We start from the raw sequence: 26,632 nt of genomic DNA, 5'->3' as shown, positions 1-26,632 counted from the left end.
CGGGGGAGCCGGTTGCGGGGCGTGGCGCTCAAGGGGCGCTCAAGGGGCACTTGAGCGGTCGCGCACCCGGATCCGCCCCCGCACGGCCTCCGGACCAGCCGGGGAACGGGGGCCCGGCCGGCGAGCCCGCGAACTCCTCGGAAAGCAGACGGACCCGGCGGACCGCGGACCGTAGGATCGCGAATCATTTCGATCACGGGGGATGCCATGTCCGAGTTCCGGGAACCACCCCGCTGGCCGCTGATCGCCCTCCGGGTGACGGCCGGCCTCACCGCCCTGCTGGCCCTGCTCATGCCGTTCCTGGCCGGCGGATTCCTGCAGGGCTACTACCCGCTGCTGGACGCCCACCGGCAGACCGCGATGGCGCTGTCCGGCGCAGCCCTGCTGACCGCCGTCGCGGGCCTGCTGGTCCGGAGCCTCTCGCGCGGCCCCAGCGGCCCGGCCGTCCAGTACGGGGTGCTCACCCTGCTGTGTATCGTGCAGTACGCCTTCGGCGACGAGCGGATCCTGCTGCTGCACGTCCCGCTCGGCGTCGGCGTGTTCGTGATGGCGGAGAAGTTCGCCGTCGAGGCGTTCAAGGCCCGGGCCGGAGCCGCTGATGCCGATGCCAACGCCAACGCCGTCACCGGGCCGCAGGCGAAGGCCGGGACCGCCGCCGGCACCGGGGCGGGTGCCGAGTGAGCGGGCCGCTGACCAGGCGCCAACTGCTCGGCGCCGGCGGCGTCGCCGCGCTCGGACTGGGCGCGGCCGTCGGCCTGCCGCCGCTGATGAACCGGCTGCTGCCCGGCGGCGAGCCCGGCAGACTGCTGCGCAGCGCCCTGCCGCTGCCCGCCCGCTACGCGGTCGAACTGCCCGTCCCCGCCGTGCTGCGGCCCGTCCGCAGCGACGCCGGCGCCGACTACTACGAGATCACCGCGCGCCGCGCCACCGCCCGGCTGCTGCCCGGCCACGACACCGAGGTCTGGGGCTACCAGGGCACCTTCCCGGGCCCGACCGTCGAGTCCCGCAGCGGCCGGCGCACCGTCATCACCCACCGCAGCGAACTGCCCCGCCCCACCGCCGTCCACCTGCACGGCGGCCACACCCCGCAGGACAGCGACGGCTACCCGCTCGACCTGGTCGGCACCGGGCAGCACGACATGGCCGGCATGGGGGACATGCCGGGCATGGCGGGCACGCCGGGGACGGAGGGCGCCACCGTCCTGCCGCAGCGCGAGCACACCTACCCGATGGCGCAGCGCGCCGCCACGCTCTGGTACCACGACCACACCATGGGCTTCACCGGCCCGCAGGTCTACCGCGGCCTGGCCGGGTTCCACCTGGTCCGGGACGAGGAGGAGGCCGCGCTCGGGCTGCCGCGGGGCCCGCGCGAGCTGCCGCTGATGATCGCCGACCGCTCGTTCGCCGCCGACGGCTCCTTCGCCTACCCCGAACTCCCCGGCGGCGCCCCCGGCGTGCCGGACGCCTACATGAACGGCGTACTGGGCGACGTGGTGCTGGTCAACGGCGCGCCCTGGCCGCTGGCCCGGGTCGACCGGGCCTGGTACCGGCTGCGGCTGCTCAACGCCTCCAACGCCCGGCGGCTGCGCCTCGCCCTGGACCCGCAGCCGTCCGGCGGCGGGGCGCTGGTGCAGATCGGCTCCGACGGCGGACTGCTGGAACGCCCGCTGCGCCACGACTCGGTGGACCTCGCACCCGCCGAACGCTGCGACGTGCTGGTCGACTTCTCCCGCTACCCCGCCGGGACGCGGGTGCGGCTGCGCAACCGGCTCGGTGACGGCCCCGCCGGCGAGGTGATGGCCTTCGAGGTCGGCCCCGCCGCCGAGGACGGCTTCCGCCTCCCCGGGAAGCTCGCCACCGTCGAACGCCTCGACCCCGCGAAGGCCGTCAACACCCGCACCTTCGTGTTCCACAAGGGCAAGCAGCACTGGACCGTCAACGGCCAGGAGTACCGGCCCGGCCGCTCGCTGGCCGCGCCCAGGCTCGGCCAGATCGAGGTCTGGCGCTTCGTCACCGACTTCCACCACCCCGTCCACCTGCACCTCGACCCGTTCCAGGTGCTCGGCCGGGCCGGCGGCGGGCCCGGCGGCAACGACGCCGGCTGGAAGGACACCGTCGACGTGCTGCCCGCCCAGGGCGTCGAGGTCGCCGTCCGGTTCACCGACTACGCCGGGCGCTTCCTGGTGCACTGCCACAACCTGGAGCACGAGGACATGGCGATGATGGCCGAGTTCACCACCACCGAGTAGCGGTGCCCGCGCGGACACCCCCGACCGGACACCCCCGACCGGACGGCGCCTGCCGGCCGGGGGAGCGGGGCGGGCTACTCCGCGGTGGCGGCGACCACGGTCCAGGTGTCGGCCGAGGCGTCGTCCATCCGCAGGTCGAACGCGAAGGCCAGCGGCCGGCGGGTGCGGGCGTCGCCGCGGAGCACCTGCTCGGTGCGCCGGTCGACCTCGTAGTAGACGCCCTCCGCGGCGACCGCGACCCGGAAGGCGATCGGCTCCCGGGAGAGCAGCGAGCGCACCGTGACCGACTTGATCACGGCCTCGCGCATCACGGTCCGGTTGGGCGTGCGCACGGGGGTGAAGTCCAGGCTGCCGTCGTTCATCACCCACTCCTCCAGGAAGCGCTCCACGGCGACCTCCAGGACGGCCCGGTCGAACCGGCCGTCGAGCACGCTCAGGTCGCCGACGGCGGCGTCGGCGTCCGCGCTCCACGAGACGTTGGTGAGCGAGAGGATGTCGCCCGCGCCCCGGACCGCCGTCCGCCCGGCCACCTCCAGCACCGCCTCGCGGGCGACCTCCCGCTGGTCCCAGCCGTCGGTCTCGATCGCGTTGGTCAGGTGGTGCGCGCCCTCGGCCGCCTGCTCGATCGAGGAGACGATCCACTCGCCGGCCTGGTTCTTGCGCAGCGTCCAGTACTCGACCGGGCGGGTCGAGCCGTCCTTGCGCACCGAGTCCGAGCCGTAGCCGGTGCGCACGTAGTCGTTGAGCGTCGCGGTGATCCGGAAGGTGACGGTGTCGTTCACCTCGCCGGTGCGGTTCGCCAGGTCGACCAGCTCGACCACCGGGCCGGAGAGGACCTCCACCACGTTGACCTCGCCGCGCGAGGCGTAGTCCTGCAGCTCCTCGGCCCACTTGCCGTAGAGCACCGGGGACAGGATCTGCTGCAGCACCGCGTGGTCGTTGCGGGTCCACGCCTGCTGGGCGGTCGTGTACAGCCAGGCGGCCCGGGCCTCCAGCGCCCCGCGCTCGAAGGTCGGATCGGTCTCGGCGAGGGCGTCGACCCGGGCCCCGACCTGGACGGCCCGCTCGCGGGCCCGCTCGTCCGCGCGGTGCGCCGTGCGGTCCGACACGGTGTTCAGGTCGGAGCCCTGCTTCGCCTTCCGGCGCCGGGACCTGATCCACAGGAACAGGACCACCAGGAGCACGATGATCAGCAGGGCGAGGAACCCGCCGCCACCGGCCCCGTAGCCGAAACCGACCCCGTGGCCGAAGCCGAAGCCGCCACCGGACGAGCCGTGGCTGCCGCCGCCGCTGCTGTGGCTGCCGCCGCCGCTGAACCCGTGGCTGCCGCCCCCGCCGCGGGCGTACGCGAGCGTCGGGCTGCTCAGCGCGACGACTCCACCGACCACAGTTATCCAGCGACAGGCGCGCACCGGGTTCCCCCTTCAAGATTTCAGAGCTGTTCCCCGCGAGCCTACAAGCCGGGAGGCCCGGGGGGACCGTTCGGGGGGCGGAGCCGTGCGGGCCCGGGGCCGGGTGCGGGGCCGGTCAGCGCGGGCGGGAGACCAGCCAGGACGGCAGCAGGGCGGTCGCGGCGGACACGAACAGGTGGCGTTCGCGCGGGGCCGGGAGGGACAGCCAGGCCTCGACGATGCCGACCTCGCCGTGCGCCAGGAAGCGGCTGCTCGCCTCGACCCGCCAGGCGAGCGGGCCGTCCCGGCCGGGGACGGCCGCCGGGTCGCGCTCCAGCAGGGTGGCCACCGAGACGGTGAAGTGGTCGACCAGCAGCTGGTGGAGGGCCGCGCTGCGGTGGCCCGCGAGCCCGGTGGTGTAGAGGGCGTCGTGGCGCTCCAGGTGGTCGAGCAGCGCGTTCGAGGCCCGCTCCCAGACGACCGGCACCGGCAGCCCGCCCGCCAGGACGTCGGCGATCCAGTCGGCGCGCAGCCGGTCCAGCTCCTCGTACAGCACCTGCTCCAGGACCGCCGCCGGGCTGGCGGCGTGCTTGTAGAAGGTGGTGCGGTTGACGCGCGCCTCGCGCACCAGGTCCGCCACCGCGATCTCCTCCACCGGTTGCGCGGAGGCCAGCCGCAGCACGGCCTCCCGCAGCCGGTCCCGGGTACGCCGGACCCGGGCGTCGAGCGGCTCCGCGCCGTCGTCGGCCGGGGGAGCGGGCCGGGGCGGGGGAGCGGGCTGGGGGAGCGGCTGCTCCGGGGGCTTTCCTGGCACAGGGGGAGTTTATCGTACCTGCCCTGACATGCACTGATCGACAGGTGTCTCTTTTCTTTTCGGCGATCCGGTGCCACACTCGGGGAAGTGGCAGAGCAGCCCGAAACCTCACGAACCGGGCGTGCCACGACCGCGCCCGGCGACGTCGGCGGGGCGGAAGTACGGACGAAAGAGGCAACACCGTGAAGGCATCCGTCACCAAGGGCCTGGGCCAGGGCTTCGTCGTGGAGGAGATCGACCTCGCTGACCCGATCGGGCAGGAGGTCCGCGTCCAGGTGCGGGCCTCCGGCCTGTGCCACTCCGACCTGAGCGTCGCCACGTTCATCGGCGGCGAGTTCCCGGTCGTCCTGGGCCACGAGGTGGCCGGCCTGGTCACCGGGGTGGGACCGCAGGTCACCCAGGTCCAGGTCGGCGACCACGTGGTCGGCAGCCTGATCCAGTACTGCGGCTCCTGCGTGAACTGCCTCAGCGGCCGCACCCACATCTGCCTGCGCCCCGAGGCCACCCTGCGCACGCCCGACCAGGGTTCCCGGCTGAGCCGGAACGGCGCGCCGGTGGCCCAGGGCATGGGCCTGGGCGGCTTCGCGCAGGAGGTGCTGGTCCACGAGAACCAGCTCGCCGTGGTGCCCGACGAGATGCCCTGGGCCCCCGCCGCACTGATCGGCTGCGGCGTGCTCACCGGCGCCGGGGCGGTCCTCAACAGCGCGGACGTCCGCCAGGGCGACACGGTCGTGGTCATCGGCGCCGGCGGCGTCGGCATGAACGCCGTCAGCGGCGCCCGGATCGCCGGGGCCGGCACCATCGTCGTGACCGACATCGAGGACGCCAAGCTGGAGCGCGCCAAGGCGTTCGGCGCCACCCACGTGGTCAACTCCCGCACGGCCGACCCGGTCGAGGCCGTCCGCGAGATCACCGGCGGCGGCGCCGACCACGTCTTCGACTTCGTCGGCGCCCGCCCCGTCACCGCCCAGGGCCTGCGGATGCTCGGCAAGGGCGGCGGCCTCTACCTGATCGGCGTCGGCGGCAGCGACGCGGGCGTCGAGGTCTCCTCGATCGCCGCGCTCTCCCAGTCGCAGAAGGTGCAGGGCGTCTACATGGGCTCCTCCCACCTCAAGCGGGACATCCCCTTCTACGCCTCGATGTACCTCCAGGGCCGGATGAACCTCGACGACCTGGTCTCCAAGGAGATCGGCCTCGCCGACATCGAGGCCGGCTACGAGTCGCTGAAGGACGGCAGCACCGCGCGCGTCGTGATCACCGACTTCTCCTGACCCCCCGAGGACCCGCGGCCGGGTCCGGGCCGCCCCGCGACCCGGACCCGGCCGGAGGCGTTGCGGCCGGAGCCTCAGGCGCCGCCCGTCAGGGCCAGCGCCGCGGTGGCCAGGGCCACGCCGCCGACCGCGAGGACGGCTCCGGTGCCGGCCACGCTGCGCAGCGGCACCCGCAGGCCCGCGGAGCGGCAGCGCTCGTACCAGAGCAGGGTGGCCAGCGAGGCCCAGGGGGTGATCAGCGGGCCGATGTTGGTGCCGATCAGCAGGGCCAGGAGCTGCTGGTGGTTGCCGGGCGGGACGGCGGCCTCGCCGGCCAGGTAGACCGGCAGGTTGTTGAGCAGGTTGGACAGGCCCGCGCCGACCGCCGAGGCGCGGAACATGCCCACCGTCCCGGGATCGGTGCCGATCGCGGAGGCGAGCAGCCGGTGCAGGCCGTGCGCGTCCACGGTCTGCACCACCAGGAACATCCCGGGAACCATCACCAGCAGCCGCCAGGGCACCAGCGAGGCGCGCAGCGCCGCCGGGCGGCGCACGGCGTAGGCCGCGACGGCCACCGCCGCCGCCCCGCCCGAGGCCGCCCACAGCGGGACGGCGGCCACCAGGCTGCAGACCAGGAACCCGGCGCAGGCCAGCGCGCAGATCCGGAACAGCACCCGGTCCGCGGGCGGCTCCACGGCCGGCGGCAGGTAGCCGTCCGCGCCCCGCCGCCCGCGCCGCCAGTAGAACCCCCACAGGCAGGCCGCGGTGGCGAGCAGCGCGGCCAGCTGCGGCGCCCACATCGCCCGGGCCAACCCGGCACTGGAGAGCGCGACCCGGTCGGCGGCCAGCAGGTTGGTCAGGTTGGAGACCGGCAGCAGCAGGCTCGCCGTGTTGGCCAGCCAGACCGTGGTCATCGCCAGCGGGAGCGGCGCGATCCCCACCCGGGAGGCGAGCGCCAGCATCACGGGGGTGAGCAGCACCGCGGTGGTGTCCAGGTTCAGGACGGTCGTGGTGAGCGCGGCGAACCCCACGCACAGCACGAACAGCAGCGGGTAGCTGCCCCGGCCGGCCCGCGCCACCCGGGCCGAGATCACGTCGAACACCCCCGCGGCGCTGGTCAGCTCGGCCAGCACGATCACCGAGGCGAGGAAGGCGAGCAGCGGAGCGACCCGCTGCACCGCCGCCCCGGCGGAGTCCGCCGGGAGCAGACCGGTGGCGAGGAAGAGGAGGCCGAGGGCGAGCAGCCCGCCGGCCAGCAGGTCGAGCGGGTGCAGCCGCCGAACGGCGGTCCAGTACGCGAGCACGGGTGCCAGGGTCGCACAGCCGCCCCGGCAGGATCGACACGGCCCCGCCGGGACGCCCGCGCTGCCCGGGCGGCGCGTGACCACCCGCGAGGGTCGGGGTGGGTTCGACGGCTTGGTTCCACCGGCCCGGCGGCCGTCCCGGCCGCCCACTACGGCTGAGCGGGCGGCCGGGCCCGGCGGCCGACGGAGTGTCGGCGGGGGCAGGTAGGGTCGGCGGGACGGGTGGACGAAGCGGGGGCGGGGCATGGAGGCGGAGCACGGGGAGCTGGTCCGGCAGGCGCGGGCCGACGGCATCGAGGCGCTGCTGGGCGGAGTGGCCGTCCTGGACGCGGGCGGGCGGATCCTGCTGGTCCGGCGCCAGCCGGGCGACTACCTGGGCGGCCGGTGGGAGATCCCCGGCGGCTCGCTCGACCCCGAGGAGGCGCCGCGGGCCGGCGCGGCCCGCGAACTCGCCGAGGAGACCGGCCTCACCGGCCTCCCCCTGGCCTACCTGCACGCCGCCGACTTCACCGGCCGGGCCGGCGTCCGGGCCCGCCAGTTCGTCTACACCGCCACCGTCCCCGACGGCGCCCCCGTCACGCTCACCGAGCACGACGCCCACCGCTGGGCACCGCTCGACGCCCTCCCGGAGCTCAGCCCCCACCACCGGGAGATCCTCGACCGCCTGCCGAGGGCCTGACCGCTCACCACGGGCGGCGCGGGTCCTGCGGCGAGGTGCGGTACCCGCCGGGCCCGGGGATACCGCCGACTGCGGCAGGCCGGGATCCGGCGGACGCCCCTCGCCCGTCGTCCGGCCGCTCCGCTCGTGCCCGTCGTCCGGTCGCCTGCTGACCTTCCGTCACCGCCCCGAGCGGGACGGATCCCCCGGGCGGGGCCGGGTGCTGGCCGATCGGGTGACAGTGCGTCAACGAAGCGATAGGCATGCCACCGCCCTGGTGATGACTGAGAGTGACCGTCGATCGGTTCGGCGGCCGTCCCGTCCCACGGGCGCCCCACCCCGGCAGGATCCGATCAGGAGAGACATGCCCCGCACACCCCGCCGCCTCCCGGCGGCCCTCGCCGTCCTCGCGAGCGTCCTCGCGCTGACCGCCGCCGCCCCGGCCCCCGCCCTCGCCCCCGCCGTTCCCCCCGGCCCGGCCGCCGCCGCGATGCCGCCCGCCGCCCGCGACGCCGACCCGGTCTGCACCGGCGCCGCCGGGCCCGCCCTCCCGGTCACCGGCGGCACCGTCACCTGGTGCGAGACCGCCGCCGGTGGACGCCTCACCTACACCAACACCGGCCGCGCCCCCGCCGACCTCTCCCTGGTGGTCTACGACTGCGACGGCGGCAGGTCCCCCAACACCGACCCCGCCAAGTGCGCCGCCACCCTGCGCGGCACCAGCGACGTCATCTGGCGGCAGATCAAGCCCCAGCAGACCGTGTACGCCGACTTCGCCATCAAGAAGGGCTCCGACGCCCAGGTCTGGTACACCACCGACAGCACCGACCAGGCCACCGCCCTCCGACTGCTGGGGACGCCGTGGAACTCCTGACCCCCCGGCGCCCCGGGCGCGCCCTCGCCGCCGTGCTGCTGCTCACCGCCACCGCCCCGCTGGCCGCCGCCCCGCCCGCCGGGGCGCAGGAGTCCACCGTCCAGTGCGACGGCCAGTGGCACTTCGAACCCGACGGCGAACCCGTCTTCAAACGGGAGATCGCCGACGAGTTCACCTTCGACAACCGCAACGGAACCGCCCCGATGGAGCGGACCGTGCGGACGAAGGAGGCCCTCAGCCGCAGCTACACCCGCCAGGCCGACCTCGGGCTCTCGACCGGCGCCGAGGCCGGCGCCGAGGCCGGGGCCGGCTTCCGGGCCTTCTCCGCCGGCCTGCAGGCCGGCTTCGGCGCCGACTACGGCATCTCGGTCACCGAGAGCAACGCGATCGAGAAGGAGACCGAGATCCGGCTGACCGCCGGGCCCGGCGTCGGCTACATCCGCTACGTCGGCCTCGAATCCGTGCAGGTCACCGGCGCCTACGAGCGGATCCTCGACTGCGGCAAGCGGACCCGGCGCTACCAGCGGATCGGCCCGGTCACCGAAGAGGCCCCGCTCAAGGGCAAGGCCGTCTGGACCGAGACACTCCCCAACTCCAAGTGAGGAACCGCCCGATGCGCCCACGCCCGCTCGCCCTCGCCGCCGCCCTGCTGCTCGGCGCCGCCCCCGCCCTGGCCGCCCCGGCCCTGGCCACTCCCGCGCTGGCCAGCCCCGCCCCCACGCCCCCCGTCCGGACCACCGGTGTCAGCAACCCGCCCGGCGTGCACGTCCTCAACGGCGACAGCCGCGCCGCCCGGCACGTCGACTGCCCGGCCGGCTGGGTCTGCCTCTACGACGGCGTCCACTACGACCACGCCGCCGTCGCCCTGCTGCCCGGCACCGAACTCACCGACACCGAACGCCTCGAACTTCCCGACGGCTCCCGGTTCACCGGCGCGGAGGGCATCTCCGCCTGGGTCAACAACTCGCCCGTCGCCTACTGCTGGTACCCCGGCAAGGACTACGCGGGCACCGCCACCGCGATGGCCCCCGCCGCCTCCGGCAACGCCTACAACGACGCCCTCAAGTCGCTCCGCCCGTGCTGAACCGATCCTGCTCCAGGAGCCGCATGAACCCCCTCCACCGGCGCGCCGCCGCCGCGGCCGCCGCCCTCGCCGCAGCCGCCGTCCTCACCGCCACCAGCACCCAGGCGCACTCCTCACCCGTGCGCGCCGCCCCGGCCCCGGCCCCGGCCGCCACCGTCGCCGCCGCCGATCCCGGCGCCCGGGTCGAACGGCTGTGGGCGGCCGAGGGCGACGGCCAGCGGGTGCCCGCCGGACAGCAGGCACCCGTCCGGCTCAAGGTGCGCGCCGTCGACGGCGACCGCCACCCCGTACCGGGCGCCACCGTGCACTTCTCCGCCCCCGGACCCGGTCTGAAGTTCCCCGGCGGCAGCGACGCGGACGCCGTCACCGACGCCGACGGGTACGCCCTCGCCCCCGCGCTGAGCGCCGCCGGGGCGCCCGGCCCCGACCTGGTCACCGCCACCGTCGGCGAACGGGCCCAGGTCGCCTTCGAGGTCACCGTCCAGTGACCGGGAACGGCAGCAGCGCGAACCGGCCCCCGCGGCGCCCCGTCCGGTCGCGCCACCTGCGGCTGGCCGCCACCGCCGCCGCGACCGCCGCGGTCGCCGTCGGCACCACCGCCGCCGCCCTCGCCGACCCCGCACCGGGCGCCGCCCGGACCGTCGCCCCGCGCTGGGAGTACCGCTGGGCCGTCGTCCAGCCCGGTGGCCGCACCGTCGGTGACCTCGAACGACTCGGCGAGGAAGGCTGGGAGGCGGTCGGCCCCGTCAACGAGGACGGCGCCGATCGGTGGAACCTCCTGCTGAAGCGGCAACTCCCCGGCAGCTGACCCCGCACCACGCACCACCCGCCGCGCACCCCGTGCCGCACGCCCCGTACCGTGACGCCCCGTCGGCCCCGCGCCCCGCCCGGCCGACGGGGCGTCAGCGGTCCGCAGCCGACCCCTCGGCGACCCGTCAGCGGTCAGTGCCCCGAATCGTCGGGGCGCAGCGCGATGTGGTCGGCGGCGAGGTCGGCGGCGACCCGGTGCTCCATGCCGAGGGCGGCCAGGAAGGCGGCCGGGAGCTGGACCCGGCCGGTGCGGTCGAGCATCACGTACTCGCGTTCGCTGGTGGTCTCGGTGCCGTGCTCGTCGACCTCGGTGCGGCGCAGCACCTCGCTGGCGGTGCGGCCGTCCCGGATCGCCACCGAGCGGCGCACCTCGCCCGCCACCATCGGGTCGTGGGTGACGATCACCACCGTCGCGCCCAGCTCCCGGTTGACGGTCCGGAAGGCGCGGAAGACGCCCGCCGCCGTCTCGGTGTCCAACTCGCCGGTCGGCTCGTCCGCCAGCAGCACCGACGGGCCGTTGGCCATCGCCACCGCGATCGCCACCCGCTGCTGCTGCCCGCCGGACAGCTCGGCCGGACGGCGGTGCGCCAGATCGCCGATCTCCAGCGCCTCCAGCAGCTCGGCCACTCGCTGCCCGCGCCGCCGGGCCGCCGCCGGCGTCGAACGCCCGCCGCGCAGCTGCACCGGCAGCGCCACGTTCTGCGCCGCCGTCAGGAAGGGCATCAGGTTGCGGGCGGTCTGCTGCCAGACGAAACCCACCACCTCGCGGCGGTAGCGCAGCCGCTCCTTGGCGGACATCGCCAGCAGGTCGCAGCCGTCCACCCGGGCCGAACCCGCCGTCGGCGTCTCCAGACCCGCCAGGATGTTCAGCAGCGTCGACTTGCCGCTGCCGGACGCGCCCACCAGCGCCACCAGGTCACCCCGGTCCACCGTCAGGTCCAGGCCCTGCAGCGCCTGCACCTCCACCTTGTCCGCGGTGAAGATCTTCACCACCCGGTCGCAGGCGATCGCCGCGTCCGCCCCGTAGCGCCGGGGCGCGGCCGCGGCCAGGGCCCGGCTGCGCAGCTCGTCCAGGCTCGGGACGTCCGGGCCGCCGGAAGTGGGTTCGGTGCTCAACGTTCTCCTCCTGCAAGGAAGTTCGGGACGGGGGACAGCGAGGGAGCCGGAGGTCAGCGGTCCTCCCCGGCCCGGAGCTCGACCGCGATCTGGCGGCGGCCTGACACCAGCGCCTCCACCAGCACGGTGGCCGCGAACAGCGCCGCCAGCGCCAGCGACCAGGCCGCCGCCGCCCGCACGGACGGGGAGACGCCGCCCGGAGCGGGCAGCCCCACCAGCGCCGACAGGTCCACCGCCGGACCGAGCAGCAGCGCCGCGCCGACCGCCAGCAGGCCGCCCGCGCCCGCCGCGCCCAGCGCCGTCGGCAGCGACTCCAGCAGCACCACCGCCAACGCCTGCCGGGGCCGCAGCCCCATCGTGCGCAGCCGGGCCAGCACCGCCGCCCGCTCCGGACCGGACCGCACCAGCGTCAGCAGCACCGCCAGCACCGCGAACGCGCCCGCCGCCGCCACCGACCAGGCGAACACCCGGGCCGCCGAACGCTGCAGCGGGTCCGCCGCCAGCCGCTCCACCTCCTCCGCGCCCGTGCGCACCGCGTACGCCCCGCCCTCCGGCGCCGCCGCCGGATCCAGCCGCCCCAGCAGCTCCCGCAACTGCGGCGCGCGCAGCTCGCCCGAGCCCAGCCACAGGTTGGCCGCCGCCAGCGACGGGACCAGCGCCGAAGCCTGCCGCACCGGCAGCACCAGCGCCTCACCGGTGCCCAGCGCCGGAGCGCCCCCGGCCGGCAGCGTCCCCGCCAGCCGGAAGGACAGCACCGACCGGCCGGTGTGCAGCGGGTGCGAGGCCGTCCCCAGCCGCCCGGCCAGCCCCGGCGTCACCAGCGCGGGCACCCAGTCCGCCCCGCCGCCCGCCAGCGCGCCCGCCGGCACGCCCGGCTGCCCGTTACGGCGGGCCAGCGCCGCGTACTGCTCCGGATCGACCACCAGCAGCGTCACGCCCGACAGCACCGTCCCGTCCGGCGCGGCCACCGACGCCGCCCGGTCCGCCCACGCCGACACGCCCGCCCGGGCGCCCGGCAGCCCGGCCGCCGCCCCGGCGAACCCGTCCGGCAGCACCGTCCGGGCCGTCACCCGGGCGTCCGCGCCGGTCTCCGCCCGCACCGCGCGCAGCCGGCCCGCGTCCACCGAGGACAGCACCGTCGCCCCGAAACCCGCCGTGGTCACCGCGAGCAGCAGCGCCAGCAACGGCAGCACCGCCGGACGCGAGGCCCGCGCCAGCGCCAGGAAACCCACCGCCCCCGGACGGCGCGCCGCCCCGCGCGAGGCCGCGCCCACCAGCAGCGGCAGCACCCGCGCCAGCAGCACCGCGCCCGCCAGCGCGATCAGCAGCGGCGCCGCCACCAGCAGCAGGTCCACGCCCCCGCCCGCCGGCGCCACCCCGCGCCGGCGCACCGCGACCACCGCCGCCACCGCCAGCACCAGCACCGACAGCTCCGCCACCACCCGCCGCCGGCCCGCCGCCGCGCCCGCCCGCGGGAACAGCGCCGCCCGCACCGGGAACACCAGCAGCGCCACCGCCGCCGCCGCGCCCGCCGCCAGCACCGACCCGCCCCAGCGCGGCGAGGGCAGCAGCACCAGCGCCGCCGCGGTGCCCAGCACCGCTGCCGGCAGCACCGTCACCGCGCCCTCGCCCAGCAGCCGCCGCAGCACCCCGCCGCGCGAAGCCCCGCGCGCCCGCAGCAGCCGCAACTCGCCCGCTCGCCGCTCACCGGCCAGCGCCGCCGCCAGCAGCAGCACCGTCAACGCCACCCCCGCCGCGCCCGCCGGGCCCAGCACCGCCAGCGGCGCCACCGCCGCCCGCCGCCCGGCCGCCGTCTCCAGCAGCGCCGACAGCTGCGAACGCACCTGCAGGTCCGGCCGCCCCGAGGCCACCTGCAGCTCGGTGCGCTGCGGGCCGCCGGTCAGCGCACCGACCGCCGCCCGCCACTGCGGCAGCTCGTCGGCCCGCGCCGCCGACACGTCCACCGGCACCCGGACGAAGTCCTGCGGCGACTTGCCCGACCAGAACCCCAGGTCCGCCAGCTCGCCCGGCCCCACCAGGGCCGCCGCCCGCCAGTACCGGGTCCGCTCGCCCAGCGCGACCGTCGAACTCAGGCACGCCTCGACCAGGCAGTCCGTGCCCGCCCAGAACGGCGAGGCCGGATCGGCGGCCGCGAACAGCCCCACCACCGTCGCCCGGAAGTGCTTCGGCGGCGACAGCGAGGCGTCCGTGCCCGCGTCCAGCACCGCGCCCACCGACACCCCGAAGGTCCGCGCCACCCGCTCCGACAGCGCCACCTCGAAGTCCGCGCCGTCCGTCGCGGCCGGCCAGCGGCCCGCCGTCAGCGCCGAACGGTCGTCCACCCCGTGCAGGTACGCCAGACCCAGCACCGGCGCCATGCCGTTCGGACGCGGCAGCTCCGGACCCGGCAGCGAACGGTCCGCCAGCGTGGTCGAGCCGTACACCGCCCCCAGCCCGGTCGGCCGCAGCGGCCCCGACAGCCGGCGCACCGTCTCCTGCGCCAGCACGTCCAACTGCCGGGCCGGGGAACCGCCGCCCTGCGCGCCCAACCGCAGCGAGGTCGCCGTCACCACCGCGCCGTCCCGGCCGGCCGCCCGCAACTGCTCGCGCAGCGCACCGTCCGCACCGCGGTCCAGCGCCCGCGGCAGCGCCGCCGCCAGGAAGACCGCCACCAGCACCAGCGCCGCCGTCAGCCACGCCGACGCCCGGGCCGCGCGCAGCCGGGTGCGGACCCACGGCGCCACGGCGGGCGGGGTGCTCACATCTCCTCCAGGACGGACGGGTCGGACGGGTCGGACGGTGGAACGCTTCGACGGGGACGGCACGCTCACGGCTCCTCCACGCCGCGCAGCCGGGCACCCAGGTCGCGCCCGCGCCGCCCCACCAGCAGGGCCGGCAGCAGCAGCGCCGCCGCCGTCACCACCCCCAACGCCGCCACCTGCCCCAGCGGCAGCCGCACCAGCACCGCCGGCAGCGGCCGGGCCGCCGCCGGAGTCAGCACCACCAGCGGCACCACCAGGTGCACCAGCGCGGTGCCCAGTAGCAGACCGGTGCCCACGCCCAGCACCGCCAGCACGCCCTGCTCCGCCGCCACCGTCCGCAGCAGCCGCCGCCGCGGCGCGCCCAGCGCCGCCAGCACCGCGAACTCCCGGGCCCGCTCCGCCGCCGCACCCGCCGCCGACGCCGCGCAGCCGATCGCCGCCAGCACCACCGCCGCCACCGCCAGCGCGGCCAGCGCCGACTGCGGGGCCGCGCCCAGCGGATCGCCGCGCAGCTCCGCCGCCAGCGCGTCCTGCTCCAGCGCGTGCTGCGCGAACGGCGCGGCGCGCAACTCGGCGGCGGCCCGGCGCGGGGCGTCGTCCCCCGGCCCGGCGGCGGGCAGCCACCACTCGGACGGGGCCGCGGCGGGCTCCCCGCGCGCGTCCAGGTCGCGGTCGACGGCCGCCAGGTCCAGGGCGACGCCCGGCCCCTCGGTCGCGGGCAGCGCCGCCACCGCCGCCGTCACCCGCGCCCGCAGGGTCACCGTGCCGAACGGCACCGGGACCTGCTGGCCGACCTTCGCGCCCACCGCCGCCAGGTACGACTCGGTGGCCACCGCGGACAGCTCCGGCGCGGCGGGCAGGTCGGCGGGGGCCAGCACGAGGTGCCGGGCCCCGCCGGAGGCCGCCGGCCAGGACACCGAGGGCAGCCGGCCGGCGCCGGTGGTGACCGTCGCGCCGGAACCGCCGGAACCGCCGGAAGCCCCGGGACGGCCTGCGGCACCCGCGGCACCCGAGCCGCCCAGCGACCAGTCGGCGGTGGGCGCGGCCGCCGCCGAGAGGCGGTCCACGCTCAGCCGCCCGGCCGACCCCGGCACCTCCAGCGCCAGACCGACCAGGGTCAGCGGGCCCGCCAGGCGCCCGTTCGGACCGTCCGCCGCCAGGTCCACGCCCACGTGCTGCGCGCCGCCGGTCAGCGCCGGCACCGCCACCGGGTAGGTCAGTCCGAAGCGGTCGCGCACCAGCAGCGACAGCGCGGGCGACCCCTGCGCCGTGACGTCCAGCTCCACCCGCTCCGGCAGCGGCACGCCGCCCCGCGCGGTGGAGGCCAGCGGGCCGAACACCTGCCGCGCGTCCCGCCCGCCGAACAGGTCGGCCCGCACCGGCAGGTGCGCGGCGGCCCGCCCCGCGTCCAGCAGCAGCACCGTCGCCGCCGCGCCCCGCGGCAGCGGCACCTCCCGCCGGGCCACCGGCACGATCCGCTCCCCGCCCGGCAGCGCCGCGTAAACGCCGCCCTGCCCGGCCGCCGGGAGCGAGGAGGCGGTGATCCGCAGACCGCCCGCCGTCGCGAACGCCGCCCGGTCGTGCTGCGACCCGGACCAGGACGCCCGCTGGCCGATCGCCAGCATCCCCACCGACACCGCCAGCACCAGCAGCAGCACCGGCCCCGCCGCCCGGCCCGGACGGCGCGCCAACTGCCAGCCCGCCAGCGCCGACCCCAGCCCCGTCGTCCGCGCCGCCCACCGCTCGCCCAGCCGCGACACCGGCGGCAGCAGCCGCAGCACCAGCACCGTGCCCGCGCACAGCGCCAGCGTCGGCGCCACCACCAGCAGCGGATCCACCCCGTGCGAGACCCCCGAGTACCGCGCCAGCTGCCGGTACGCCACCACCGCCAGCGCCAGCAGCGCCACGTCCGCGCCCGAACGCAGCACCGAGGACACCCGGGCCTGCCGCCGCCCGGCCCGGCGCAGCACCGCCGCACCCGCCGAACGGGCCAGTGGCGGCAGCGCCGTCAGCAGCACGCACCCCAGCGCGCAGGCCACCGCCACCGGCCACACCAGCCACGGCAGCGCGCCGTCCGGCCCCGCGTCCGCCAGCGGACCGGTCGCCGCCAGCAGCCGCACCAGCCACGGCGTCAGCAGCGGCGCGAGCAGCGCCGCCGGCACCGCCAGCAGCACCGCCTCGCCCGCCGCGAACGCGCCCACCCGCCCGCGCGAGGCGCCGCGCGAGAGCAGCAGCCGGTTCTCCGCCTCCTGCCGGTCCGCCAGCAGGTGCACCACCAGCAGCAGCGCCGCGCCCGCCAGCACCGCCAACTGCAGCGCGCCCACCAGCAGCGTCGAACGCGCCACCTGCGCACCCGACTCCAACTCGCCCAGCAGCACGTCCAGTTCGGTGCCCGCGGTCAGCGCCGCGTCCCGCTCCAGCGCCGCCCCCGCCGGGGCGACCCGCTCGCGCAGCGCCGCCGCCGCGCCCGGGGTGAGCCCCGCGAAGTCCGCCCGCAGCAGCCAGCTGCGGCTCGCCTGCGCCACCGCGCCCGAGGTGAACACCGCGTCGTCCACCAGCAGCGGCCCGTACGTGGTGTACGCCAGCACCTGCACGCCGCGCCCCGCCGCCGGGTCGGTGCGCCAGTACGGATCGGACGGGTCGGCGGCCCGGTAGACGCCGGTCACCTCCACCGCCAGCGGCGCGCCGGTGAAGCGGTCGGTCAGTTCCAGCCGGGCGGGCAGCGCCGCCGCGTCCAGGCCCAGGCCCGCCAGCGCGTTCTGCGGGACGGCGGCCTGGACGAGGGGCGTGCCGCCGATTGGCCAGCTGCCGGAGAGCAGCGAGGCGCGGTCGCGGTCGAGGGCGGCCAGCACCGTCAGGTCGGGCCGGTCGGCGGCCCCCGGCAGGCCGTAGGAGCGGCTGCGGGCCACGCTCTCCACGTCGACCGGCAGCGGGCCGAACAGCCCGCGGGCGTAGTCGGCGACCGCCGCGTCGTCCCGGGAGCGGTCGGCCGCCGGGCGGTCGCCGCCCACCAGCACGGTCGCCCGGGCCGCGCCCGCGCCCTGCAGCGCGCGCCGCAGTCCGGCCTCCGCCGCTCCGCGGTCGAAGGCCACCAGCGCGGTCAGCACCGAGGTGGTGATCAGCACGGTCAGCAGCGCGGCCGCGGCCAGCGGCAGCCGCCCGCGCAGCCGGCGCACGACGAAGCCGGTCATCGCTGTCCTTCTCCCGTTCCCCCGATGCCCTCCGGTGCCGCGTGCACCGGATAGCGGACGATGGTGTCACATCGAACGGACGGTCGAGAAGGATCTTGGGCGAACCGTTGCCGAGGGGAGACCTGCGGGGCGGGCGCCTGACGTGCGGGGACGGGGGAGCGGCGAGGGTCCGGCGGGCTCCGGCGGGTCGGCGGGAAGGGCGGGGCGAGGGTACGGGGAGGTTCGAGGGACGGGCAGCACGGGCAGGTCCCTGCCAATTCCGTCCACTGCTCGAACCCCCACCACTCGCGGAGGCCGTCGAATGAAGCGCACGACCTGGGCTGCCGGACCGACCGTCCTGGCCATGGTGTCGCTCGCCCTGTCCACCACCGCCGGCCCGGCGTCCGCGGCCCCCACGGCCGGAGGCGCGACCGGGAGCACGGCCGCCGGGTGCACCTACACCGCGGCCGTGCCCGCCGACAACTTCAAGGGCATCCCGGTCTTCGACGCCGAGCGGGCCGCCAGGCCCTACAGCGCCACCCTCCGCACCAGCCAGGGCGCGATCACCTTCCGGGCGCTCACCGACCAGGCCCCCTGCACCACCTACTCGTTCCGCTTCCTCGCCGAACGCGACTACTTCGACCGCACCCACTGCCACCGCCTCACCACCCAGCGGCTCTACGTCCTGCAGTGCGGCGACCCGACCGGCACCGGCAGCGGCGGCCCCGGCTACTCCTTCCCCGACGAGAACCTGACCGGCGCCACCTACCCCGCCGGCACCGTCGCGATGGCCAACGCCGGGCCGGACACCAACGGCAGCCAGTTCTTCATCGTCTGGAAGGACACCAAGCTCTCCCCGGCCTACACCCCCTTCGGCCGGGTCACCGCCGGACTCGACGTGCTGCAGAAGATCGCCGCCGGCGGCGAGGACGACCAGAACGGCCCCGGCGACGGCTTCCCGACGCTGCCCGTCGACATCCGCGACGTCCGGATCTCCAAGCGCTGAGCGGGCGCGTCACGCCCCGGCGGCGCCCGCCGCCGGGGCCAGCGCCCCGCACAGGTGGTTGCCCGGGTCCGCCGGATCCGCGCTGATCCAGAACTGCGCCCACAGCTCGGTGAACTCCGCCCGGGAGAGGAAGCCGTCGCCGTCCAGGTCGACCAGCTCGAACACGCCGGTGGTGTCGGTCGGCCGCCCGTTCCACACCTCCACCAGGCGGCGGTGCTCCTCCCGGGAGATCCGGCCGTCGCCGTTCTCGTCGATCGCCTCGAAGATGGTGTCCGCCGTCGTGGTCACCGCCTCCCGCATCTCCGGCAGCCGGTCCACCATGGCCAGGATCTCGTCCATGTCCACCAGCCCGTCGCCGTTGGTGTCCGCCGCCTCGTACAGCGCGTCCCACCAGCCGAGCATCACCCGCTCCACCCGGGCCGCCAGCTCCGGATCCGCCGCCACCCGGGGCAGCCGCCCCCAGCGGTCCGCCAGCGCCCGGAAGTCCTCCTGATCGAGGTAGCCGTTCCCGTCCGCGTCGAACGCGTGGAACATGCCGGTCAACTTGTACCGCTGGAACTCGCTCGCCATGGCCGTGCCCTTCCCTGGAACCGCTCGCGACCTGCGGGGGTGATCCTTTCCACTGCGGCCCGCGCTACGGCAGCGCGCGGTCGCACGCCGCACGGACCACCGCGCGCCGGGGGAGCGCGGAGCCGCCCGCACGCCGGTGCCGCCCGCACGTCGGTGCCGCCCGCACGTCGGTGCCCCCCGTATGCCGGTGCTCCCGCGACCGCGCCGACGGCGCCGGACCCCGCCCGACCGGGACCGGCCTGTCGGCGCGTCCGGAACTGCGGCTATTGTGGCCCGCGCGCCGCACACACGGCGTCAAGTACCGGTGCTACAGCAAGAAGAGGGGTGGGTCCGGTGGCGGACATCGAAGCGGCACGGACGGCATTCGCACGCCTGGACGTCGACGGCGACGGGCGGGTCACCGCGCGCGAGTACAAGACGGTCATGGCCCAGCTCGGCGACTACCACGTCACCGAGACGGTCGCCCAGGCGATCATCAACGCCAAGGACGCCAACGGCGACGGCAAGCTCTCCTTCGAGGAGTTCTGGGCCTCCGTCCAGAGCTGACCCCGGCCCCGTCCCGCCCCCCTCCGGCCGGAGGGGGGCGGTGAGGCGCGCCACACCCCACCGCCCCGACCAGGCGCAACGCCCCGGCCCCGGCCGCCGGGCTTGGCCGCCGGCCCCCGACCGTCGTACAACTGGCGGATGCCCCCGAAGGACCCGCGCCAACGCCACCTCGCCGCCAGCGCCGCCGCGCCCAGCTACCCCGAGGTCGGCGCCACCGCGGCCGCCGCCCTGCCGCCCGGCTACTCCTGGCTGCGCCGACGCGTCCACCTCGGCCACGGCCGGGCCGTCCTGGAGCGCGCGGGCGGGTACGTCCTCGGCTGGGGCGCGCAGCTCGGCTCGGGCTTCGCCGTCCACCCGGCAGCGGCCCGCACCGCCCCCGGGACCACCGTCCTGCTCCGGATCGGCCTGCCCGGGCTGCGCCTGCCCCGGCTGGTCATCCCCTGCCGGGTGGTCTGGGCCGTCGAGACCCCCGACCGGATCGGCTTCGCCTACGGCACCCTGCCCGGGCACCCCGAGTGCGGCGAGGAGTCCTTCACGGTGAGCATGGACGCGGACGGCGAGGTGTGGTTCGAGGTCGTCGCCTTCTCCCGGCTCGCCGCCTGGTACGCCCGGCTCGGCCGCCCCGTCGCGCTCCTCCTCCAGCACCTGGCGATCGAACGCTACCTGCGGGTGGTCGCCCGCGCGGCCGCGGCGCCCTGAGCGGGACGACCCCGCCCTACTCCCGGGCGGCGTCCGCGAAGGACGACACCGCCGCCGAGGCCACGGACTCGACCAGCGCGATGCCCGCCTCCTCGCTCGCCGAACCGTCGCTCAGCACCGACACCAGCAGGCTCCGGCCGCCGTACTCGACCAGGCCGATGCTGTTGACCACCCACAGCCCGGTGCTGTCCCGGGACAGCCAGCCGTTCTTCAGCTTCACCGCACCGCCCTGGTCCGCCGCGGAGACGCCCCAGTCCTGGTCGTCCGCGACCAGGCCCATCAGCTTCGCCAGGTAGGCGCGGGAGGCGGAGCCCAGCGGCGAGTCCTCGGTGAACACCACCCGCAGCAACTGCTCCTGGTCGGCCGCGGTGGTCTCGGTCAGACCCCAGAAGCCGTCCGTCCCGGCGGTGGTCCCGGTCAGCCCGAAGACCGCGTTGGCCGCGTCCAGCCCCGGCGCGCCGCCCACCGCCTCGAACAGCGTGGTGGCCGCGGCGTTGTCGCTCCGCTCGATCATCAGCGCGGCCGCGGCCTTCTGGTCGCCGGTCAGCACGCCGTCGTTCCGCAGCAGCAGCGCGGCCAGGATGTCGACCTTGACGATCGAGGCGGTGACGAAGGAGTCGTCGCCCCAGGCCGCGGACGTCCCCGCGTCGGGATCGGCCACCGTGACGGCGAAGTGCCCGTCGAGGGCGCCGACCGCCGCGGCGAGCGCGGTGTCCGCGTCCGTCGCGGCGGCGCCCTCCGTAGCGCTGTCCGTCGCACCGCCCGGGGTGCCTTCCGCCGTCGCGCCGTCCGCGGCCCCGCCGCCCGCCGTGACCGCCGCGGAGGCCACCGCGCCCGCCGGGGCGCCGGTCGTCGAACGGGAGACCACCAGCCACGAGCCCAGCGCCGAGAGCACCACCGCCACGACCGCCGCCCGCCTGATCCGCCGGGTCCGCCTGGTGTGACGCTCCTGCCTGCGGGAGGAGGTCCGTGATTCGGGTGGTGCTGTCATGCGGACGATGCTCCGCCGCCCGTCTTGGCCCGCGATGAGTCCCGGCTGAGCGGGTACTGAGAAGCCACGGCAGACGCCTCCGCAAGAACTTGACAGGATTCTTGCGAACTGACGCAAGAACCCGTGCCGACACTGTGATCCGGGCGCTCGGCGGAGGGGCCTTCCCGGTGATAGTGACCGCCGCCATGGCGGTAATCGGCCCGGCTCGCCCCTGCTGAACTGCTCGGATCCGCTACGACCAGGCCCGGGTCGGGACAGGCGGGCAGTAGAAATCTTGCAGTGATCGCTGTACTTGTTGCTCCACTCTGCCTACCGTGGGAGGGCAGGTCGCTCAGTCGTAGCCGAACGGATTCCCCATGGCCCTCGCTTCCGCCCCCGCCTCCCGGCTCCGGCCGTTCCCGTCGTCCGCCGTGCGGCCGGGCGGGGCGGTGTCCGGATCCGTGCCGCTCCCGGTCTGGCTGGTGACCGTTCCCACTCGGCCGGCCGTCCCCGCCGGGTCGGCTCCCCTGGGCGGCGTGCAGGTCTTCGCGGTCCGGGCGGGCACCGTCCGGGACGCCATCGCCCTGGCGGGGAGCCGCGCCGCGGCGCCGTCCGCCGTGCTTCGCCGCCGTGGCGCCGTGGCCGACCTCGCGCGGGCCACGGCCGCGCCAGCGGCCGGAGGATTCCCAGCCTGACGCCGGGGGCTTCCCGGCCTGACCTGCCGCGACGGCCCGGGCGCGGGCTCGATCCGCAGGCCGGCGCCCGGGGCCGCCCGTACCCACCGGGGCGGGCGGCCCCGGGCGTTCCGCATGCGCACCTTCTTTGCGGTCCGTTGACACCCTCATCACCCCTCTGTAACTCTTGAGTGCCCTCACGCAAAAAACGAACAGATGTCTGTTGGTTTTTCGACTCTTCTCGCCCCACTCATTCCGAGACAGAGGACGCCATGAGATCCAAGCTCCCCCTGCCACGCCTGACGGCCACGTCAGCCCTGGCGGGCATGCTCCTGCTGGCCGGCCCGGTGCTCCCGGCCCGCGCCGCGGGCGGCCCCGACCTCGCGGCCGGCAAGGTCGTCACCGCGAGCAGCACCAACGGCCAGTACACGGCCGCGAACGTGAACGACGGCAACCAGGCCAGCTACTGGGAGAGCGGCAGCGCCGCCCTCCCGCAGTGGGTCCAGGTCGACCTCGGCGCCGCCGCCCAGGTCGACCAGGTGGTGCTGAAACTGCCCGCCGGCTGGGGCGCCCGCAGCGAGACGCTCACCGTCCTCGGCTCCACCGACGGCAGCACCTTCGTCCCGCTGGCCGCCTCGACCGGGTACGCCTTCGACCCGGCGAGCGGCAACACCGTCCGGATCGACTTCCCCGCCGCCACCGCCCGCTGGGTGCGCGTCCAGGTCTCCGCCAACAGCGGCTGGCAGGCCGCCCAGATCTCCGAGTTCGAGGTCCACGGCACCAGCGCCGCCGCCGCCAACCTGCTCGCCGGACGCACCCTCACCGCCGGCAGCAGCTCGCAGAACTACGCGGCGGGCAACGCCGGCGACGGCAACCCCACCAGCTACTGGGAGAGCGCCAACAACGCCTTCCCGCAGTGGATCCAGGGCGACCTGGGCTCCGCCGCCAAGGTCGACCGGCTGGTGCTGAAGCTCCCGCCCGGCTGGGAACAGCGCACCGAGACCTTCAAGGTGCAGGGCTCCACCGACGGCAGCACCTTCACCGACCTGCTCGCCCCCGCCCCCTACAGCTTCGACCCGGCCGCCGGGAACCAGGTCACCGTCTCGCTGCCCGCCGGCACCACCCGCTACCTGCGGCTGGTGTTCACCGCCAACTCCGCCTGGCCCGCAGCCCAGTTGGCCGAGTTCGAGGCGTACGGCCCCACCTCCGGCGACACCCAGGCCCCCAGCGCGCCGACCAACCTGGCGTACACCCAGCCCGAACCCGGCAAGATCAAGCTGACCTGGAGCGCGGCCACCGACAACACCGCCGTCACCGGCTACGAGGTCTACGCCGACGGCCAGTTGGCGGCCTCGGTGGACGGCACCACACTGACCTGGACGGACACCCGCCCGGCCACCGCCACCGTCACCTACACCGTGCGGGCCAAGGACGCCGCGGGCAACCGGTCCAACCCCAGCGCCCCCGTCACCCGCACCGGCGAGGACCCCGGCGACACCGTCAAGCCCAGCGCACCCGGCAACCTCGCCTACACCGAGCCCGCCGCCGGACAGATCAAGCTGACCTGGGACGCGGCCACCGACAACACCGCCGTCACCGGTTACGACGTCTACGCCGACGGCCAGTTGAAGGCGTCCACCGCCGCCACCGTCCGCACCTGGACGGACACCCAGCCCGCCACCGCCACCGTCACGTACACCGTGCGGGCCAAGGACGCCGCGGGCAACCGGTCCGACCCCAGCGCCCCCGTCACCCGCACCGGCACCGGCGGCGGCACCGGCGGCAGCAACCTCGCCGCGGGCAAGCCGATCGAGGCGTCCGGGCAGGCGTGGACCTTCGCCCCGGCCAACGCCAACGACGGCAGCCTGGCCACCTACTGGGAGGGCAGCGCGGGCGTTCCCAACACCCTGACCGTCCACCTGGGCACCGACGCCGACCTGCAGAGCGTCGTCGTCAAGCTCAACCCCGACCAGGCGTGGGCCGCCCGCACCCAGAACATCCAACTGCTCGGCCGGGCCGCCGGAGCCACCGACTACACCAGCCTCAAGGCCGCCGCCGACTACCGCTTCGACCCCGTCGGTGGCGGCAACAGCGTCACCGTCCCGGTCACCGGCCGGGTCGCCGACCTCCAACTGAAGTTCGCCTCCAACACCGGCGCCCCCGCCGGACAGGTCGCCGAACTCCAGGCCATCGGCACCCCCGCGCCCAACCCCGACCTCACCGTCACCGACGTGGCCTGGTCCCCGGCCGACCCCGACGAGGCCACCGCGATCACCCTGCGCGCCACCGTCAAGAACACCGGCAACCTGCCCGCCCCCGCCAGCAGCGTCGACCTGCTGCTCGGCGGCGCGCTCGCCGACAGCGCCGCCGTCCCCGCACTGGCCGCCGGCGAGTCCGCCACCGTCAGCAAGGAGATCGGCACCCGCCCGCAGGGCAGCTACCTGCCCGCCGCCCGGGTCGACCCCAAGAACACCGTCCGCGAACGCAACGAGGACAACAACCTGCTCACCGCGGGCACCCCGATCACCGTCCGCCAGGCCCCCGGCCCCGACCTCGAAGTCCTCGACGCCACCCCCAACCCCACCAGCCCCGCCGCCGGCGCGGTCACCTCCTTCACCGTCAAGCTCCACAACCGCGGCATCGACCCGGCCCCCGCCACGGTCACCCGGCTCACCGTCGGCACCGCCACCCTCGACACCGCCACCCCCGCCCTCGCCGCCGGACAGACCCTCAACCTGCCCGTCACCGGCACCTGGACCGCCGTCGCCGGCGGCGCCACCGTCACCGCCACCGCTGACGCCACCAACACGGCCAAGGAGACCAACGAGGGCAACAACACCTACAGCCGCTCCCTCGTGGTCGGCCGCGGCGCCGCCGCCCCCTTCACCTCCTACGAGGCCGAGGACGGCAACTACCAGGGCGAACTGCTCCAGGCCGACGCCACCCGCACCTTCGGCCACACCAACTACGCCTCCGAGTCCTCCAACCGGAAGTCCGTCAGACTCACCGCCACCGGCCAGTACGTCGAGATCACCTCCACCGTCCCCACCAACTCCATCGTGGTGCGCAACTCCATCCCCGACGCCCCCGGCGGCGGCGGCACCGACGCCACCCTCAGCCTCTACGCCGACAACGTGTTCGTGCAGAAGCTGAACCTCACCTCCAAGTACAGCTGGCTGTACGGCAACACCGACCAGCCCGAGGGCCTCACCCAGACCCCGCAGGCCGACGCCCGCCGGCTCTTCGACGAGACCCACGCCCTGCTGCCCAAGAGCTACCCCGCCGGCACCAAGCTGCGCCTGCAGCGCGACGGCGGCGACACCGCCTCCTCCTACACCATCGACCTGATCGACCTGGAGCAGGTCGCCCCGCCCAAGGCCAAGCCGGCCGAGTGCACATCGATCACCGACTACGGCGCCGTCGCGGACGACGGCAAGGACGACACCGCCGCGATCCAGGCCGCCGTGACGGCCAACCAGAACGGCAGCATCTCCTGCGTGTGGATCCCGTCGGGCCAGTGGCGCCAGGAGCAGAAGATCCTCACCGTCGACCCGCTGCACCGCGGCACCTACAACCAGGTCGGCATCCGCGACGTCACCATCCGCGGCGCGGGCATGTGGTACTCGCAGTTCTACACGCTCACCGAACCGCAGAACGTCGTCGGCGGCATCAACCACCCGCACGAGGGCAACTTCGGCTTCGACATCGACGACAACACCAAGATCTCCGACCTCGCGATCTTCGGCTCCGGCCGGATCCGCGGCGCCTCCGACGGCTCCGAGGGCGGCGTCGGCCTGAACGGCCGGTTCGGCAAGAACACGAAGATCGAGAACGTCTGGATCGAGCACGCCAACGTCGCCGTCTGGGTCGGCCGCGACTACGACAACATCCCCGACCTGTGGAACCCCGCCGACGGACTCCAGTTCAGCGGCATGCGGATCCGCGACACCTACGCCGACGGCATCAACTTCGCCGACGGCACCCGCAACTCCACGGTGTTCAACTCCACCTTCCGCACCACCGGTGACGACTCGATGGCCGTCTGGGCCAACAAGTACGTCAAGAACACCTCGGTCGACGTCGGCCACGACAACGCCTTCGTCAACAACACCGTCCGGCTCCCGTGGCGCGCCACCGGCATCGCGGTCTACGGCGGCTACGGCAACCGGATCGAGAACAACCTGGTCTACGACACCGCCAACTACCCCGGCATCATGCTCGCCACCGACCACGACCCGCTGCCCTTCTCCGGACAGACCCTGATCGCCAACAACGAGATCCACCGCAGCGGCGGCGCGTTCTGGAACGAGGCCCAGCAGTTCGGCGCGCTCACCCTGTTCGCCGCCAACCTCGACATCCCCGGCGTCGTCATCCGCGACACCGAGATCCACGACAGCACCTACGACGGCATCCAGTTCAAGACCGGCGGCGGGACGATCCCCGACGTCAGGATCAGCAACGTGCGGATCGACAAGTCGAACAACGGCGCGGGCATCCTGGCGATGTCCGGCGCCCGCGGCAGCGCCGTCCTCACTAACGTGCAGGTCGGCAACTCCGCCACCGGCGACATCGTCCGCCAGCCCGGCACCACCTTCACCCTCACCAACGGGTAGCCGCCACCACACCGGGCCCGGGCCGGGCGGAGCACTCCTCCGCCCGGCCGCGCCCCGGTCCGTGCCCGGGAA

At 75.7% G+C, this 26,632-nt stretch carries 21 protein-coding genes; 13 read left to right on the top strand and 8 right to left on the bottom strand.

What is annotated here, in order from left to right; all coding sequences use genetic code 11:
* The first annotated feature begins 207 nt into the window (after positions 1–207).
* Positions 208–681, top strand: coding sequence for a hypothetical protein (locus tag ACWEO5_RS10360; protein WP_452162008.1), 474 nt, complete (start codon positions 208–210; stop codon positions 679–681).
* Positions 678–2,249: a multicopper oxidase family protein gene (locus ACWEO5_RS10355; RefSeq protein WP_452162006.1), complete on the top strand. Its 1,572-nt coding sequence runs from the start codon at positions 678–680 to the stop codon at positions 2,247–2,249. The genes ACWEO5_RS10360 and ACWEO5_RS10355 overlap by 4 nt, the downstream gene beginning before the upstream one ends.
* Before the next feature lie 74 nt (positions 2,250–2,323).
* On the opposite strand, the gene ACWEO5_RS10350 is transcribed toward ACWEO5_RS10355, so the two are convergent.
* Together ACWEO5_RS10350 and ACWEO5_RS10345 are read right to left on the bottom strand one after the other, a co-directional pair.
* Positions 2,324–3,661: a TIM44-like domain-containing protein gene (locus tag ACWEO5_RS10350; RefSeq protein ID WP_452162004.1), complete on the bottom strand. Its 1,338-nt coding sequence runs from the start codon at positions 3,659–3,661 to the stop codon at positions 2,324–2,326.
* Positions 3,662–3,776: 115 nt separating this feature from the next.
* Positions 3,777–4,454 carry a TetR/AcrR family transcriptional regulator gene (locus ACWEO5_RS10345; protein WP_452162002.1) on the bottom strand — a complete coding sequence of 226 codons (678 nt, stop codon included), beginning with the start codon at positions 4,452–4,454 and terminating at the stop codon, positions 3,777–3,779.
* Positions 4,455–4,636: 182 nt separating this feature from the next.
* Between ACWEO5_RS10345 and ACWEO5_RS10340 the strand changes: the two genes are divergently transcribed.
* Positions 4,637–5,725, top strand: coding sequence for a zinc-binding dehydrogenase (locus tag ACWEO5_RS10340; RefSeq protein ID WP_452162000.1), 1,089 nt, complete (start codon positions 4,637–4,639; stop codon positions 5,723–5,725).
* A gap of 74 nt (positions 5,726–5,799) precedes the next feature.
* Here the strand turns inward: ACWEO5_RS10340 and ACWEO5_RS10335 are convergent, their stop codons facing one another.
* Positions 5,800–7,008 (bottom strand): SLC13 family permease, encoded by a 1,209-nt coding sequence (locus ACWEO5_RS10335; protein ID WP_452161998.1) that lies wholly within the window; start codon positions 7,006–7,008, stop codon positions 5,800–5,802.
* Between the two features lie 244 nt (positions 7,009–7,252).
* On the opposite strand from ACWEO5_RS10335, the gene ACWEO5_RS10330 reads away from it, so the two are divergent.
* From ACWEO5_RS10330 to ACWEO5_RS10305, 6 genes are all read left to right on the top strand, one after another.
* Positions 7,253–7,687, top strand: a complete 435-nt coding sequence (locus ACWEO5_RS10330) for an NUDIX hydrolase (protein ID WP_452161996.1) — start codon at positions 7,253–7,255, stop codon at positions 7,685–7,687.
* A 343-nt stretch (positions 7,688–8,030) separates the two neighbouring features.
* Complete coding sequence (locus ACWEO5_RS10325; protein WP_344552378.1) at positions 8,031–8,540, top strand: hypothetical protein; 510 nt, start codon at positions 8,031–8,033, stop codon at positions 8,538–8,540.
* On the top strand, positions 8,528–9,142 hold the full coding sequence (locus ACWEO5_RS10320) for a hypothetical protein (RefSeq protein WP_452161994.1): 615 nt from the start codon (positions 8,528–8,530) through the stop codon (positions 9,140–9,142). Before ACWEO5_RS10325 ends, ACWEO5_RS10320 begins: the two co-directional genes overlap by 13 nt.
* Positions 9,143–9,153: 11 nt before the next feature.
* The gene (locus ACWEO5_RS10315; RefSeq protein WP_452161992.1) at positions 9,154–9,624 is read left to right on the top strand and encodes a peptidase inhibitor family I36 protein; all 471 of its coding nucleotides are present in this window, start codon (positions 9,154–9,156) and stop codon (positions 9,622–9,624) included.
* A gap of 23 nt (positions 9,625–9,647) precedes the next feature.
* On the top strand, positions 9,648–10,112 hold the full coding sequence (locus ACWEO5_RS10310; RefSeq protein ID WP_452161990.1) for a hypothetical protein: 465 nt from the start codon (positions 9,648–9,650) through the stop codon (positions 10,110–10,112).
* Positions 10,109–10,432 carry a hypothetical protein gene (locus ACWEO5_RS10305; RefSeq protein WP_452161988.1) on the top strand — a complete coding sequence of 108 codons (324 nt, stop codon included), beginning with the start codon at positions 10,109–10,111 and terminating at the stop codon, positions 10,430–10,432. The genes ACWEO5_RS10310 and ACWEO5_RS10305 overlap by 4 nt, the downstream gene beginning before the upstream one ends.
* Positions 10,433–10,566: 134 nt before the next feature.
* Here ACWEO5_RS10305 and ACWEO5_RS10300 read toward each other — a convergent pair whose 3' ends face one another.
* The 3 genes from ACWEO5_RS10300 to ACWEO5_RS10290 all read right to left on the bottom strand — a co-directional run bounded on the left by ACWEO5_RS10300 (position 10,567) and on the right by ACWEO5_RS10290 (position 17,503).
* The gene (locus ACWEO5_RS10300; RefSeq protein ID WP_452161986.1) at positions 10,567–11,550 is read right to left on the bottom strand and encodes an ABC transporter ATP-binding protein; all 984 of its coding nucleotides are present in this window, start codon (positions 11,548–11,550) and stop codon (positions 10,567–10,569) included.
* A 53-nt stretch (positions 11,551–11,603) separates the two neighbouring features.
* Complete coding sequence (locus ACWEO5_RS10295; protein ID WP_452161984.1) at positions 11,604–14,312, bottom strand: hypothetical protein; 2,709 nt, start codon at positions 14,310–14,312, stop codon at positions 11,604–11,606.
* Positions 14,313–14,377: 65 nt separating this feature from the next.
* Complete coding sequence (locus tag ACWEO5_RS10290; protein WP_452161982.1) at positions 14,378–17,503, bottom strand: FtsX-like permease family protein; 3,126 nt, start codon at positions 17,501–17,503, stop codon at positions 14,378–14,380.
* 301 nt (positions 17,504–17,804) lie between these two features.
* Here ACWEO5_RS10290 and ACWEO5_RS10285 point away from each other — a divergent pair, with 301 nt between their 5' ends.
* Positions 17,805–18,488 (top strand): peptidylprolyl isomerase, encoded by a 684-nt coding sequence (locus tag ACWEO5_RS10285; RefSeq protein WP_452161980.1) that lies wholly within the window; start codon positions 17,805–17,807, stop codon positions 18,486–18,488.
* 9 nt (positions 18,489–18,497) lie between these two features.
* On the opposite strand, the gene ACWEO5_RS10280 is transcribed toward ACWEO5_RS10285, so the two are convergent.
* Positions 18,498–19,058, bottom strand: coding sequence for an EF-hand domain-containing protein (locus ACWEO5_RS10280; RefSeq protein WP_452161978.1), 561 nt, complete (start codon positions 19,056–19,058; stop codon positions 18,498–18,500).
* A gap of 333 nt (positions 19,059–19,391) precedes the next feature.
* Here ACWEO5_RS10280 and ACWEO5_RS10275 point away from each other — a divergent pair, with 333 nt between their 5' ends.
* A complete protein-coding gene (locus ACWEO5_RS10275; RefSeq protein ID WP_452161976.1) occupies positions 19,392–19,604 on the top strand; it encodes an EF-hand domain-containing protein in 213 nt (70 codons plus the stop codon).
* A 138-nt stretch (positions 19,605–19,742) separates the two neighbouring features.
* On the top strand, positions 19,743–20,303 hold the full coding sequence (locus tag ACWEO5_RS10270; protein ID WP_452161974.1) for a DUF1990 family protein: 561 nt from the start codon (positions 19,743–19,745) through the stop codon (positions 20,301–20,303).
* Positions 20,304–20,319: 16 nt separating this feature from the next.
* Here the strand turns inward: ACWEO5_RS10270 and ACWEO5_RS10265 are convergent, their stop codons facing one another.
* Positions 20,320–21,294, bottom strand: coding sequence for a serine hydrolase (locus ACWEO5_RS10265; protein WP_452161972.1), 975 nt, complete (start codon positions 21,292–21,294; stop codon positions 20,320–20,322).
* A 925-nt stretch (positions 21,295–22,219) separates the two neighbouring features.
* Between ACWEO5_RS10265 and ACWEO5_RS10260 the strand changes: the two genes are divergently transcribed.
* A complete protein-coding gene (locus ACWEO5_RS10260; RefSeq protein ID WP_452161970.1) occupies positions 22,220–26,560 on the top strand; it encodes a discoidin domain-containing protein in 4,341 nt (1,446 codons plus the stop codon).
* Positions 26,561–26,632: the final 72 nt, after the last annotated feature.

Source organism: Kitasatospora sp. NPDC004272 (assembly GCF_053603035.1).
This window is presented reverse-complemented; position numbering and strand designations above follow the sequence as displayed.